Source organism: Lysobacter olei (assembly GCF_054777355.1).
In genome coordinates this window covers 70,448-84,270 of sequence record NZ_BAAHAT010000005.1, presented here as the reverse complement: position 1 = coordinate 84,270, position 13,823 = coordinate 70,448, and the positions used below count along the sequence as shown (strand labels likewise).

The 13,823-nt window shown below is 68.6% G+C and carries 10 protein-coding genes; 6 read left to right on the top strand and 4 right to left on the bottom strand.

Translation table 11 applies throughout. The features are described 5' to 3' along the window. Positions 1–9: 9 nt before the first annotated feature. The 4 genes from ACYVBS_RS08740 to ACYVBS_RS08725 form a co-directional block, all read right to left on the bottom strand. Positions 10–750 carry a sulfurtransferase gene (locus ACYVBS_RS08740; protein WP_460823125.1) on the bottom strand — a complete coding sequence of 247 codons (741 nt, stop codon included), beginning with the start codon at positions 748–750 and terminating at the stop codon, positions 10–12. 82 nt (positions 751–832) lie between these two features. Continuing rightward, positions 833–2,164 carry an MFS transporter gene (locus ACYVBS_RS08735; RefSeq protein WP_460823123.1) on the bottom strand — a complete coding sequence of 444 codons (1,332 nt, stop codon included), beginning with the start codon at positions 2,162–2,164 and terminating at the stop codon, positions 833–835. A 251-nt stretch (positions 2,165–2,415) separates the two neighbouring features. After that, complete coding sequence (locus tag ACYVBS_RS08730) at positions 2,416–3,603, bottom strand: glycosyltransferase (protein ID WP_460823122.1); 1,188 nt, start codon at positions 3,601–3,603, stop codon at positions 2,416–2,418. Between the two features lie 16 nt (positions 3,604–3,619). Then, positions 3,620–4,822 (bottom strand): MFS transporter, encoded by a 1,203-nt coding sequence (locus ACYVBS_RS08725; RefSeq protein WP_460823121.1) that lies wholly within the window; start codon positions 4,820–4,822, stop codon positions 3,620–3,622. A gap of 138 nt (positions 4,823–4,960) precedes the next feature. Between ACYVBS_RS08725 and ACYVBS_RS08720 the strand changes: the two genes are divergently transcribed. The 6 genes from ACYVBS_RS08720 (at position 4,961) to ACYVBS_RS08695 (ending at position 13,697) form a co-directional block, all read left to right on the top strand. Further along, on the top strand, positions 4,961–6,034 hold the full coding sequence (locus tag ACYVBS_RS08720; protein ID WP_460823120.1) for a COG3904 family protein: 1,074 nt from the start codon (positions 4,961–4,963) through the stop codon (positions 6,032–6,034). Positions 6,035–6,138: 104 nt separating this feature from the next. After that, positions 6,139–7,842 carry an AMP-binding protein gene (locus tag ACYVBS_RS08715; protein WP_460823119.1) on the top strand — a complete coding sequence of 568 codons (1,704 nt, stop codon included), beginning with the start codon at positions 6,139–6,141 and terminating at the stop codon, positions 7,840–7,842. Positions 7,843–7,859: 17 nt separating this feature from the next. Continuing rightward, positions 7,860–8,594 (top strand): ABC transporter ATP-binding protein, encoded by a 735-nt coding sequence (locus ACYVBS_RS08710; protein ID WP_460823118.1) that lies wholly within the window; start codon positions 7,860–7,862, stop codon positions 8,592–8,594. After that, a complete protein-coding gene (locus ACYVBS_RS08705; protein ID WP_460823117.1) occupies positions 8,591–10,948 on the top strand; it encodes an FtsX-like permease family protein in 2,358 nt (785 codons plus the stop codon). Before ACYVBS_RS08710 ends, ACYVBS_RS08705 begins: the two co-directional genes overlap by 4 nt. 7 nt (positions 10,949–10,955) lie before the next feature. Continuing rightward, positions 10,956–12,155 (top strand): efflux RND transporter periplasmic adaptor subunit, encoded by a 1,200-nt coding sequence (locus ACYVBS_RS08700; RefSeq protein ID WP_460823116.1) that lies wholly within the window; start codon positions 10,956–10,958, stop codon positions 12,153–12,155. 171 nt (positions 12,156–12,326) lie between these two features. Further along, complete coding sequence (locus ACYVBS_RS08695; protein WP_460823115.1) at positions 12,327–13,697, top strand: hypothetical protein; 1,371 nt, start codon at positions 12,327–12,329, stop codon at positions 13,695–13,697. Positions 13,698–13,823: the final 126 nt, after the last annotated feature.

The window sequence follows — 13,823 nt, the reverse complement described above, 5'->3', positions numbered from 1 at the left end:
GGTTGCTCCTCAGGCCGCGGCATCCACCAGCGGCAGCAATTGCGGGTCAAGCGCCACGCGCTCGTCGAACACGAAGCAGCGGCCATCGTAGTGCGCGCCACCCACCTGCTCGAAATAGCCAAGGATGCCGCCGTCCAGCTGCAACACGTTGTCCATGCCGTCGGCCTGCATCCACAGCGCCGCCTTCTCGCAGCGGATGCCGCCAGTGCAGAAACTGACCACGGTGGCATCGCGCAGGCCATCGCGGTGCGGGGCCAGCGCGTCGGGCAGGTCGGTGAAATTGTCGATGGGCAGCGTCATCGCGCCGGCAAAGGTGCCGTACTCGAATTCCTCGCGGTTGCGCGTGTCGAGCATGACGATGCGGCGGCCGCCGTCGTCATGGCCCTGCGCCAGCCAGCGCGCCAGCACCTCGGGCGTGACGGTCGGTGCGCGCCCCACCAATGGCGATGCGTTGTCGCGCCGGAACGCGATGATTTCGCGCTTGAGCTTGACCTTCAGCCGCGCGAAAGGCTGCGAGGCGCTGTGACTGTACTTGACCAGGATGTCGGCGAAGCGGGCATCGGCGCGCAATTGGACGAGGAACGCCTCGATGGCCTCCGCGCTGCCGGCGAGGAACACATTGACGCCCTCGGGCGCTACGAGCACGGTGCCCAGTAGGTCACCCGCCTCGGCCCAACCCCGGACGGACGCGGCCAGCGCCGCGGGGTCGTCCACGGTGGCGAAGTGATAGGCGGCGATATTGACGGTCATGGGCGTATTTTACGCCGCCGAAGGCCAGTGCCGCAGCCGATACGGGGGAGGCGCCCCGTTGAGCTCGGGCACCTCAGCCGCCTCAGCCCCTGCCGCCATTTCCACCTGCTACTGGTGCGATCCCTTCGCCCCAGCCTCCACCTCGACCCTCCCGCGCCGGCCGCACGGCCAACAACGCCAGCAGCGTCAGCACCGACGCCACAGCCAGGTACAGCCCCACGGACGCCAGCCCGAACCGCCCGGCCAACCACGTCGCCACGTACGGCGCGAGCGAGGCGCCGAAGATGCCCGCCAGGTTGAAGGCCAGCGACGCCCCGGTGTAGCGCACCGCGGCCGGGAACATCTCCGCCAGGATGGTGCCCACCGGCCCGTAGGTCAGGCCCATCAGCGCCAGCCCCAGCGACAGGAACAGCAACGTGCTCCAGACGCTGCCGGCCACGAACAACGGCGCGAACAGCAGGCCGAATACCAGGATGCCCGCCGTCGCCAGCAGCATCGCGCGCCGCGCACCCACCCGGTCGGCATACAGCGCGGACACGGGAATGGTCAGGGCAAAGAAGACCACGCCCACCATCTGCAGCCAGAGGAACTGCTCGCGTGAATAGCCCAGCTTCGACGTGCCCCAGCTGAGCGCGAACACCGTCATCAGGTAGAACTGCACGAACGTCGCCATCGCCCCGAATGTACCTGCGAGCAACGCGCGCGGGTGAGAGGCCAGCACTTCCAGCATGGGCAACCGCACCCGCTCTTCTCGGTCCAGCACGCGCTGGAAGTCGGGCGTCTCGGTCAGGCGCAGACGTATCCACAAGCCGACGAACACCAGCACCGCGCTGCCCACAAAGGGGATGCGCCACCCCCACGCGAAGAACTGGGCATCGTCCATCACTGCGCCCAGCAGCAGGAAGATGCCCGTGGCCATGAAGAAGCCCAGCGGCGCGCCCAGCTGCGGGAACATGCCGTACCACGCGCGCTTGCCCGGCGGTGCGTTCTCGGTGGCCAGCAACACCGCTCCGCCCCACTCGCCGCCCAGCCCCAGCCCTTGGCCGAAGCGACACAATGCGAGCAGCGCCGGCGCGACCAGTCCGATGCTGGCATACGTGGGCAGCAAACCGATCGCCACCGTGGACAACCCCATGGTCAACAGCGCCGCCACCAGCGTTGCCTTGCGCCCGATGCGGTCACCGAAATGCCCGAACACCGCCGAACCGATCGGCCGCGCGAAGAACGCCAGTGCAAACGTGGCCAGCGATTGCAGCGTCGCCGTGGCCGGGTCGCCCGCCGGGAAGAACAGCTTGGGGAACACCAGGACCGCGGCGGTCGCGTAGATGTAGAAATCGAAGAACTCGATGGTGGTACCGATCAGGCTGGCGAACAGCACGCGCGCCGGCGAGTTTCCCTGCTTGGCTGGAGTCATGGGTGACGTGACTGGTGGGTGGCTTCCGCACCCACGGCAACCCGGCATGTGCCGAAGGCGCCCCTCCCGGGCCGGATGTCGCCACCATAACCGCGACGCTCCCCTCGCGCACAGAAAAAGACGCCGGCGGACGTCGCGTGCCATGGGGGGAGGAGGGGCACGGCGGCATCGGCCGGTCGTCTTTGTTGATTCAAACGGGGCAATGGGTCCCCGGGAGGACATCATTGCCCACCCCCGCACGGGGGATGCCGCTACGCCAACGCGGGCAACGGCCGGGCCACTGAGGCGTAGAGGTCCACCACGCGCGTCATCAGGGCGTCCGTGCTCCAGGCGCGAGCGTCCAACGGTCCGGCATCGGCCAGCGCGCGCCGCACGTCGGGCGCGCGCAGCAACGTGGCGACATGCTCGGCGAACGCGGCTTCGTCCTCGTCACTGACACGCGCGCTCCGCGCATCGCGCAACACCGTGGCCGTACCCATCACCGCGGTGGACACGATCGGCGTGCCCAGCGCCATCGCCTCGATCAGCACCAGCCCCTGGGTCTCGGTCGGCGAAGCAAACACGAACACGTCGCCGGCGCGGTAGGCGTCCAGCAGCGACGTGCGGCGGTCCAGGTTGCCGAAGAAGCGCACGTTGTCCTGCAATTCCAGCGCGGCCACCAACTGGCGCAGCCGTCCGGCGTCCGGCCCCTCCCCCGCGATCAGGAACTGCAGCCCGGGAAACTCCGGAACCAGTCGACTCACCACCCGGATCAGGAAACCGATGTTCTTTTCCAGCGACAGGCGGCTCACGGTCACCAGCGTCGGCACATCGTGGTCGATGCCATGGGCGTCACGGAATCGCGCACCCTCGCCACCGGCGAATTCCGCCAGGTCGATCCCGGTCGGAATCACCGTGCGCGGCGTGCTGATGCCATAGCGCTGCAGCACCTCCTCCATCTGCGCGCTCGGCACGATTAGGTGGTCCACGCCGTGGCACAGGTACCGCGACGCACGTCGCGCACCCCATCGGGCCAGGCCGGCGGGCAGCCACGGCAGGTAGTGACCCACGTACTCCTCAAAATAGGTGTGGTATGTCTCCACCACGGACACGCTGGTCAGCCGTGCGAGCCGCACGCCGAGCTGGTGGGCTCGGAACGGGGTGTGCACGTGGATCACGTCCCAGTCACGCATGGCAAGCCGGCGGGTGATGTCTGCCAGCGCACGGCCCTTGATCAGTCGGTCCTCGGGGTCGAAGAAGATGACCCGGGCGGGCAGGCGAATGATCTCGAAGCTGCCGTCGTCGTCGTGGTGGTCTTGCCCGCTGCCCGGACCGTAGTCCGGCGCGACCAGGGTCACTGAATGCCCCATGCGCACGAGTGCCTGGGCAAAGGTGCGGATCGACGTGGAAACCCCGTTGACGCGGGGGAAGTAGACGTCCGAGAGCATCAGGATGTTCATCCCGATGCACGCTAGGTCAGGCAGATGACGGTTTCATGGCGCGCGCCAGGGCCGGCGTGGCCAGCGCTGCGATACTGGCCACCACCGCGCCCATCCAGAAGGCCGCCGGCGGCCCTTGCAGGTCCCAGAGCCCGCCCGCCGCGGCGCTGGCGATCAGCAGGCCGCCGCCCGACACCAGGTTGAACACCCCGAAGGCCGTGCCGCGATACGCCGCCGGCGCCACGTCCGCCACCAGGCTGGCGAGGATGCCTTGGGTCAGCCCCATGTGCAGCCCCCACAGGGCGATGCCGACGAATAGCAGACCCAATCCATCGGACACCGCTAGCGCGATGTCGGCCACCGCCAGCACGGCCATTCCCAGGGCAAGGAGAGTCGTGCGCGACAGTCGGTCCGACAGAAGGCCCGCAGGGTACGCCGTGAGCGCATACACGGCACTCATCACCACCAACACCATCGGCACCCACGCCACTGGCAGCCCGCGATCGGTCGCGCGCAACACCAGGAAGGCTTCGCTGAACCGGGCCAGTGCCACCACCAACCCCAGCATGACCAGCCACCAGAATGGCCGACCAAGGTGCGCCAGCCCCTCGCGGGTGAGCGGCAGGCGCGTCGGACTGCGTGTGCCATCCGCGGGCTCCGGCACCTTGAGCAGCAGCAAGACTGCGACCACCCCCGGCACCACCGCGAACCACAGCACGGTCTGGATGTCATTGGCGAACACGTGCATGAGGAGCACCGCGAGCAGAGGCCCCAGGAATGCACCCACGGTGTCCATCGATTGCCGCAGCCCGAAGGCGGCCCCGCGGATTTCGCGCGGCACCAGGTCGCTGACCAGCGCGTCGCGGGGGGCGCCGCGAATGCCCTTGCCGAAGCGGTCCAGCAGCCGCGCCGTCGTCACGGTGGTCACTGAATCGGCCAGCGGAAACAGCGGTTTCACAGCCGCCGCGAGCCCGTAACCCAACAGCACCAGCGGCTTGCGCCGACCGACGGCGTCGCTGATGTAACCTGAAAACACCTTGGTCACCAGCACCAGGGCCTCGGCCGTGCCCTCGATCAGGCCAATGACCAGCGCGCTGGCGCCCAGGCTGCCGGCCAGCAGTACCGGCAGCAGGCTGTGCACCACTTCAGAGCCCATGTCGGTGAACAGGCTGACCAGCCCCAGCGCCACGATCGCGCGCGGCATGGCGGGACGCGACGCGTTGGGTGCGGGAACTGTCACGCAGATACCACCATGCAAAAACGTATGGCGACGATGTTATTCGTTAGTCGTGACGGTCTAGCCAAGGCGCGTCCTGAAGGCGTAGGTTAAGGCCGTTTCATGGAGAATAATGACGCCATTCCCCGCGTCGCGTGTTTCATGACAAAACCTTGGCTACCGCTGCTGTTGGCGACGGCATTCACCACCTGCGTGGCGGGGTGCTCGGGCTCTGCGCCAACCGCGGAGCCATCCGTTCAGGCGCCGGTGGTCACGCTCGGTGAGGACCGCAGTGCAGCCCCGGTCGCCGGCCTGCGCGCCACAACCCCGGCTCCGGCCACGCCGGACTTCACCTACTGGCCGCCCGCCACGTTAGACAGTGGCACCGCCCGCGTCAGTTGCCACTACGACTACGACCAGCAAGGCGACGGCGAGCGCATCGGCGCGCTCGAGTTCTTCAACCTGGTCGACGTGCTGTCCGAGTGCCGCGAGGCCGGCATGGTGCGCCTGCGCTACCGGGGCAAGATCGACGCCGGCTTCACGGCGCTGATGGCGCGCGTCACCGAGATTGCGGACCGCATGGAGATCCGCAACCGGGTACTCGACATCGACTCGGCTGGCGGCCAGGTCGAGGAGGCGATCCGCGTGGGCGACCAGATCGCCGAATCGCGCTGGTCGATCTGGGTGCGCGAGGGCTCGCTGTGCCACAGCGCCTGCGTGCTGGTGCTGGCCGCGGGGGACACCCGCTCCATTGCCGGCAAGGTGGGCATCCACCGTTTGATGCGACTGAAGTCCACGGCCACCACCCGCGTGGAACTCAATGACGAGCTGCGCGACATTACCCAGCAGTTGCGTGACTACCTGTCGCGCAATGGCGTGGGTGCGGACCTGGCCGACCGCATGATGACCATCCCGGCGCGCAACTTGCTGCTTCTCGACCAGGCAGAGTTGCGCCAGTACGGGCTGTCCGGCACCAACGCCGCCCAGGAAGACCTCGACCGCATCCGCGTGGCGCGCAAGTGCGGCGAGGACTTCGCCCGCCGGCGCGATGCGTTCGGTCGCGCCTTCGACAACCAGTGCATGCAGCCGGGCGCGGCGTTCGAGGCGCTGGCCGATTGCGGTCGTGCGCTGCGCGGCGAGTTCGGCTTCCCGGACAAGCGCTGCCCTGACGAGACGCCACTCGCGCGCTTCGACACCGCCACAGACACGAGCCCGCCTTCGCTGTTGCGACAGTGACGTCCACTCACACGTCGCTGCCTGAGTGGACGACCGCGGCCGGGACCGCTTTCGATACCAAAGGCGCATCGTGCCGGGCCTGCAGGCACGGCTATCCTGACACGATGAGCACGCTCCCCGACCCTGGCCTCAGCCACGTCATTGGTGACCGCAGCGTCCCGCTCATCGAGGAAACCGTCGGCGACATGCTCGCGCGCGTGGCCCGCACTTGGCCACGGCAGCCGGCACTGGTCGTGCCCCCGCAGCAGGTGCGCATGGACTACGCCGCATTGGATGCCGCCGTGGACCGCCTGGCAGCCGGCCTGCTGCAACTGGGACTGGCGCCCGGCGACCGCATCGGCATCTGGTCACTGAACCGGGCCGAATGGGTGCTGCTGCAGTTTGCCGCGCCGCGCGCCGGCCTGGTGCTGGTCAACATCAACCCGGCCTACCGCACCCACGAGTTGGCGTTCGCGCTGCGCCACGTGGGCTGCAAGGCCCTGGTGCTGCCGCGCCGCTTCAAGACCTCGGACTACGTCGGCATGTTGCGCGAGCTGGCGCCGGAGTTGGATACGTCCACGCCCGGCGCATTGCATGCCGCCGCCCTGCCCGACCTGCGCCACGTGCTGGTCATGGGCGACGGCGAATCGGTGCCCGGCACCCACGCTTTCGACGAGATCGCCGCGTGCCAGGACGCCGCCGCCCTCGCCCGCATGCGCGAGGTGGCCGCCACACTGTCGCCCAACGACGCCGTCAACATCCAGTTCACTTCCGGCACCACCGGCTCGCCCAAGGGCTCGACCCTCACCCATCGCAACATCGTCAACAACGGCTTCTTCATCGGCGATGCCATGAGCCTTACCGAGCAGGACAAGCTGTGCATTCCGGTGCCGTTCTACCACTGCTTCGGCATGGTGCTGGGCAACCTGGCTTGCGTGACCCACGGCGCGTGCATGGTGATCCCTGGCGAAGGCTTCGACCCGCTGGTCACGCTGGAGACGGTGCAGGCCGAGCGCTGCACGGGCCTGCACGGCGTGCCTACCATGTTCATTGCCGAACTCGAGCACCCGCGCTTTGCCGAGTTCGACCTGTCCTCGCTGCGCACCGGGATCATGGCAGGCTCCAACTGCCCCATCGAGGTGATGAAGCGCGTGGTCGAGGCCATGCACCTGTCGGAGATCACCATCACCTACGGCATGACCGAGACCAGCCCGGCCAGCTTCCAGACCACGCGCAACGATCCGCTCGACCGGCGCGTGGACTCGGTGGGCCGCGTGCACCCGCACGTGGAGGTGCGCATCGTCGACGGCGAAGGCCGCACCGTGCCACGCGGCACCACCGGCGAGCTGTGCACCCGCGGCTACTCGGTGATGCAGGGCTACTGGAACGAACCCGAACGCACCGCCGAGGCCATCGACGCCGAGGGCTGGATGCACACCGGCGACCTCGCCACCCTCGACGCCGACGGCTATTGCCGCATCGTCGGGCGGGTCAAGGACATGCTGATCCGCGGCGGCGAGAACATCTACCCGCGCGAGGTGGAGGAGTTCCTCTACACCCACCCCGCCATCGCCGACGTGCAGGTGTTCGGCGTGCCCGATGCCAAATTCGGCGAGGAAACCTGTGCCTGGGTCCGTCTGGCCGAAGGCGCGACCTGCGATGCGGAGCAGATCCGCGCGTTCTGCCGGGGCCGCATCGCCCACTACAAGATCCCGCGCTATATCCGCTTCGTGGACAGCTTCCCAATGACGGTGACCGGCAAGGTGCAGAAGTTCCTGATGCGGCAGGCCATGGTCGACGAGCTGAAGCGCACCCAAGCCGACAGCTGAGGCCGTACAGTAGGGCCATGGTCACGGCCCCTGCCCCCTTGGACTCACCAGCCCCGGTGTTCCGCGCGCGCGGACTGACCAAGGTCTATCGCATGGGCGACGTGGACGTGCATGCCTTGCGCGGTATCGACCTGGACCTCTACCCCGGCGAATTCGTGGTGCTGCTGGGAGCCTCCGGCAGCGGCAAGTCCACGCTCCTGAACATTCTCGGCGGGCTGGACGCGCCCACCAGTGGGGAGGTCGAGTGCGAGGGCCACCCGCTCACCGGCGCCGATGAGGCCGTGCTGACGCGATTCCGCCGGGAGCATGTCGGATTCGTCTTCCAGTTCTACAACCTCATCCCCAGCCTGACCGCACGCGAGAACGTGGCGCTGGTCACCGAGATTGCCGAGCAGCCGATGGCGCCCGAAGAGGCACTGGCGCTGGTGGGGTTGAAGGAGCGCATGGACCACTTCCCCGCGCAGCTCTCGGGCGGCGAGCAGCAGCGCGTGGCCATCGCCCGCGCCATCGCCAAGCGGCCCGCGGTGTTGCTGTGCGACGAGCCCACCGGCGCGCTCGACTCGGCTACCGGCATCCTGGTGCTGCAGGCGCTGGAGCGGATCAACCATGAGACCGGCGCGTTGACGGTGGTCATCACCCACAACGAGGTCATCGCGCACATGGCCGACCGCGTCATCCGCCTCAGCGATGGCCGCGTCATCAGCCAGGAGCGCAACGCCCACCGCGAGCCGGCCTCGGGGTTGCGCTGGTGAGTGCCCTGCACCGCAAGCTGCTGAGGGAATTCCTGCAGCTGCGGGGCCAGGTGCTGGCGATCGCGCTGGTCATGGTCGGTGGCATCGGCACCATGGTGATGACGCTGGGCAACTACAACGCGCTGTCCCGCACGCGGGCGCTGTTTTACGCCGAGTACGGCTTTGCCGACGTCTTCGCCCAAGCCAAGCGCGCACCGTTGCCGCTGGTGGAGACGGTGCGCGCCCTGCCCGGTGTGCGCACCGTGGAAGCACGCGTGCTGGGTTTCGCGCCGCTCGAGCTCACGGGGTTCACCGGCCCGATCAACGCCGAACTCATTTCGCTGCCCGCCGCGGGCCACGGCGGACTCAACCGGCTTTACCTGCGTTCGGGCCGGCTGCCCAGCCAACCCGACGAGGCCGTGGTGGGCGAAGCCTTTGCCGAAGCCCACGGACTGCACGAGGGGGACCGGCTGGTCGCGATCCTCAACGGCCGCCGGCAGGAGCTGAAGATCTCTGGCATCGGGCTTTCCCCCGAGTTCATTTACCAGATGAAACCCGGCGATGTGTTCCCGGATTTCGAGCGCTTCGCGGTGCTGTGGATGCCGCATGCCTCGCTCGCCCGGGCCTTCGACATGGATGGCGCTTTCAACAGCCTGGTGGTCACGGTCCAGCCGGGCGCGCGCGTGGCCGACGTGATCGATGCCATCGACCCACTGCTCGCCCCGTACGGCGGCACGGGAGCTTCCGGACGCGACCTGCAGCCGTCGCACCGCTTCCTGGACGAGGAGTTGCGCCAGTTGCAGATGATGGCGCGGATGTTCACCGGCATCTTCCTTGGCGTCACTGCGTTCCTGCTGAACGTGGTGCTGGGGCGGCTGGTGGCCTCGCAACGCGAGCAGGTGGCGCTGCTCAAGGCCTTTGGCTACACCCGCCTGCAGGTCGCCGTGCACTACGGGCAGCTGGTGCTGATGATGGCCGCGGTGGGGGTCGTGCCTGGCCTCGCGCTGGGCACCTGGTTCGGCCACGCCATTGCCAACATCTACCGCGAATACTACCGATTCCCCTACCTGACCTGGTCGCTGGATCCCTCCTTGCTGGTGATGGCGATGGCGTTCGCCGTCAGTGCCGGCGCACTGGGTACGTTTGCCGCACTTGCGCGCGTGCATCGCCTTGCGCCGGCGGAAGCCATGCGGCCGGAGGCGCCCGCGATCTTCCGCCCGCTGCTGATGGAGCGCCTGGGCCTCGGCCGGCTGCTGGACCCGGCGGCCCGCATGGTGCTGCGCAACCTCGAGCGACGTCCCCTGCGCACCCTGCTGTCGGTACTGGGCATCGGCATGGCCTGCGGCATCCTGGTCATGTCGCGGGCCATGCCTTCGTCGATCGAACACGTGATCGACGTGCAGTTCGGCTTCGCCCAGCGCGATGACTTCGCCGTGGGTTTCAGCGAGCCGGCGGGCCGCCGGGCGGCCACCGAACTGGCCGCGCTGCCCGGTGTGCGGGCGGTGGAGCCGTTCCGGATGGCGGCCGTCACGCTGCGCCACGGGCACCGCACGTACCGCACCGCGATCCAGGGCCTGCCTGCGCAGGGCGACCTCAAACGCGTGCTGGACGCGCGGATCGAGCCGGTGCCATTGCCACGCGCAGGCCTGCTGCTGACCGACTACCTTGCCGAGATGCTGCAGGTCCGGGCTGGCGACACCTTGCAGGTGCAGTTCCTTGAAGGCCACCGGCGGACGCTGTCGGTGCCCGTGGCTGGCACCATCAAGGAATACCTGGGCGTCGGTGCCTACGCGCAGCATGCCTATCTCAATACCCTGCTGAACGAAGGAGACGTCGCCTCCGGCGCCTGGTTGTCGGTGGATGCGCGGCATCGCGAGGCGGTGCTGGCCGAGCTACGGCGGCGTCCCCGCGTGGCGTCCGTCACCGACCGCACGGCCATGGTGCAAAGTTTCCGCGACACCATGGCGCGCAGCCTGTCCACGTTCACTTTTGCCATCACCCTGCTGGCCGGCGCCGTCGCGGTGGGCGTGGTCTACAACGCCGCCCGCATCACCCTGGCCGAACGCGGGCGCGAACTCGCCAGCCTGCGGGTGCTGGGCTACACGCGGGCGGAAGTGCGCGGCCTGCTGCTGGGCGAACTCGGCGCACTGGCGGTGATGGCCCTGTTGCCGGGATTCATCCTGGGCGTTGGCATGGTCGCGCTGCTCGCGCGCGGCCTGCAATCCGACCTGTTTCGCATCCCGGTTGCGCCCAGCGCGACCGGACTGGCCTTTGCCGGGCTCGTCGTGCTCGCCGCAACGGTACTATCTGGGGCACTGGTGCGCCGCCGCCTGGATCGTCTGGACCTCGTGGCGGCCCTGAAGACCAAGGAATGATCCCTCGATGCCGGTATCCACTCGCGCCCGTCTGCTTCGTTGGTTGCTGGCTTTGCTGGTCGTGGGCGCCCTCGTGACGCTGCTGCTGTGGCCCAAACCGGCGTTGGTGGATACGGCACGGGTAGCCCCCGGCACGGTGCGCGACCTGGTCGAGGCCGAGGGCCGCACCCGCTTGCGCGACCGCTTCGTGATCACCGCGCCTATCGCCGCCACCGCCCGGCGCCTTGAGCTTGAGCCGGGCGATGCGGTGCAGCCCGGACAAACCCTGGTGACGCTGGAGCCGCTGACCGCGCCTGCGCTGGATGCCCGCGCCCGCGCCGAGGCCCAGGCGCGCATCGCGGCCGCGCGCACGCGAACGGCCGCCGCCCGCGAAGTCGCGGCTGCCGCAACCGCGCAGGCGCGACAGGCGCGGGCCGATGCCGAGCGACTGCAGCGCCTCAAGCGCGACCAGATGGTGGCCGCTGCCACTGCGGAACAGGCCCGCGTGGCCGCCGAGCAAGCCGAGCGCACAGCCAGCAGCGCCCGCTTTCTTGAGGCCACGGCGCAGCACGAGTTGAGCGCCGCACAAGCCGTACTCGCCCATGGCAGCGGGGAGCGCGGCAACGCCGTGCTGCGACTCACCGCCCCCGTCGCGGGCGTGGTGCTGCGCCGGCACTACGAGAGTGCCCGCCCCGTGAACCCCGGCGAGCCGCTGCTGGAAATCGGTGACCCGGACGGACTGGAAATTGAAGTGGACGTGCTGTCGTCCGATGCCGTCCGACTGCGCCCCGGCATGCACGTTGAGCTGGTGCGCTGGGGCGAAACCCAACCCCTGCAGGGCCGCGTGCGTCGTATCGAGCCCGGTGGGTTCACCAAGGTTTCCGCACTGGGCGTGGAGGAACAGCGTGTGTGGGTGATCGTGGACATCACCAGTCCACACACGCAGTGGCAGCAGCTCGGCGAGGCTTACCGCGTCAATGCGCGCTTCGTGTTGCGCGAATCACGCGACACCCTGCGTATTCCCGCAAGCGCGGTGTTCTTCCATGACAATGACGCCGCCGTGTTCCGCATCGAGCAAGGAAAGGCACGACGCACGCCGATCACCACGGGCCTGCAGGGCGAAGGGTGGACGGAGATCCGCCGGGGCCTCAAGGCCGGGGATATCGTGGTCGTGCATCCGGATCGTGCACTCGCCGACGGCGACCGCGTCCATGCCAGGGGCAACTGACACCCGCGCGTGTGAGTGCAGGCGCCTTCCTGTCCAAACGCCAACCGCCAGCTGAACCTTTTCTTCACGCCGCTGGCAGGACCCGGCTGACGTCAGTGCCCGTTCATGCGTCTTCACGCCAACTGCACATCAGGGGCGCGGGCGGTCCGTGACCCATCCTGGAGAGACACAATGAACGGTTACGGCCAGCGAATGCTTCTCGCGGTGGTGATCGGCACCTTGCTTGCCATGGCGGCGCCCGCAGGCGCGCAGCAGGCGCAAGGCGACGACAAGAACGAGCAACCCCGACGCGGCGAAGGCCGTCGCGCACGGGATGAGGACCGGAAGGAAGACCGCGGCCCCGCCCCTGGCCAAGCCAGGGAGTCCCGCGAGCAGGCGCGTGGGCGCCGCGCCGAGCCGCGCCCAGCCGCAGAACGCGGCGCCCGCGGACCGCGTGCCGAGTCGCAGCGGCAATCAGGCCCGGAACCCAGCGAAAGCGGACGCCGCTGGCAGCAGCAGTCCGTACGCGAGGGCCGCGATGCCCAGCGCGAGCAGCGTTGGTCCGAGCGCGTGGCCCAACAGGGTCGCGAGCAGGCTGACCGTGAGCAACGCGAGCGCAATGAGCGTGCCCGCGCCGAGCAGGCGCAGGAGCGTGGGCGAGCGCAGGAACGCGAGCGGGCCGAGCGTGCGCGCGCGATGGAGCAGCAGCAGCGTGAGTTCGCGGAGCGCGAGCGTGCCGCGCAGCAGCGTCGCGCCGAGTCCCGGCGTGAACGACAGGAAGGGCAAGACTCGCGACCTGATCGCACCTTAGAGGATAAGCGTCGCCCGCAGGACCGCGTGGTCCGCCAGGACAATGACCGCAACCCGGCGTGGCGCGATCTGGATCGCGTGGCCCAGGAGCGTCGTGACGCCGACGACCGCGAACGCCGTGCAGAAGCCCGCCGCGAGCGCGTCGACCAGCGCCTGTCGGACCAGCAGCAGCGCCGTCTGATCGAGACCCAGCGACGCCAGGCGGAGGATTACCGCCGCTCCCAGCGCGAAAACGATCGTCGCGCCGAACAGTACAGCCGCACCCTGCGTGACCAGCGTCGCACGTCGCAATACCGCTACCAGAACGACTACATCCGCCGTTCGCGCGACCATTACCACCGCTACAGCACGCGGCGTTGGGACTACTACAACGAACCGTTCTTCTACACCCCTGTCAGCTACCGCTATTACTTCAGCGGCTACCGCTACGACACCAATCGTTACGGCGCCGACCTGCTGCGTGACGCGGTGCGCCATGGCTACGAAGAGGGCTACTGGGCTGGCCGCGCCGACCGCATGGATGGCTGGCGTCCCGATTACCGCAGTTCCTACGCGTATTCGGATGCGAGCTACGGCTATTACGGCTACTACGTGCCGTACGACGCCTACCGGCACTACTTCCGCCAGGGTTTCCGTCGCGGGTACGACGATGGCTACTACGGGGCCTACCGCTACGGCACCTACCGCCGCGGCACCCCGGCCATCCTGCCGGCCATCCTGGCGACCATCCTGGTGCTGGAGGCACTGGACTGATCGCACTGCCATGACGCGGGGCCATGCCCCGGCCCTTCAGAAGACGCCCGGCTTGCCCGGGCGTCCTTTTTTCCAGTCACTCACTGACCTCGTCGATCACGCGGCTCGGTGCGTTTGTCCACGCAC

Coding starts and splice junctions, on each gene's coding strand:
- ACYVBS_RS08695 (WP_460823115.1), top strand. CDS start 12,327: ATGAACGGTTACGGCCAGCGAATGCTTCTCGCGGTGGTGATCGGCACC.
- ACYVBS_RS08710 (WP_460823118.1), top strand. CDS start 7,860: ATGGTCACGGCCCCTGCCCCCTTGGACTCACCAGCCCCGGTGTTCCGC.
- ACYVBS_RS08740 (WP_460823125.1), bottom strand. CDS start 750: ATGACCGTCAATATCGCCGCCTATCACTTCGCCACCGTGGACGACCCC.
- ACYVBS_RS08735 (WP_460823123.1), bottom strand. CDS start 2,164: ATGACTCCAGCCAAGCAGGGAAACTCGCCGGCGCGCGTGCTGTTCGCC.
- ACYVBS_RS08720 (WP_460823120.1), top strand. CDS start 4,961: ATGACAAAACCTTGGCTACCGCTGCTGTTGGCGACGGCATTCACCACC.
- ACYVBS_RS08730 (WP_460823122.1), bottom strand. CDS start 3,603: ATGAACATCCTGATGCTCTCGGACGTCTACTTCCCCCGCGTCAACGGG.
- ACYVBS_RS08715 (WP_460823119.1), top strand. CDS start 6,139: ATGAGCACGCTCCCCGACCCTGGCCTCAGCCACGTCATTGGTGACCGC.
- ACYVBS_RS08700 (WP_460823116.1), top strand. CDS start 10,956: ATGCCGGTATCCACTCGCGCCCGTCTGCTTCGTTGGTTGCTGGCTTTG.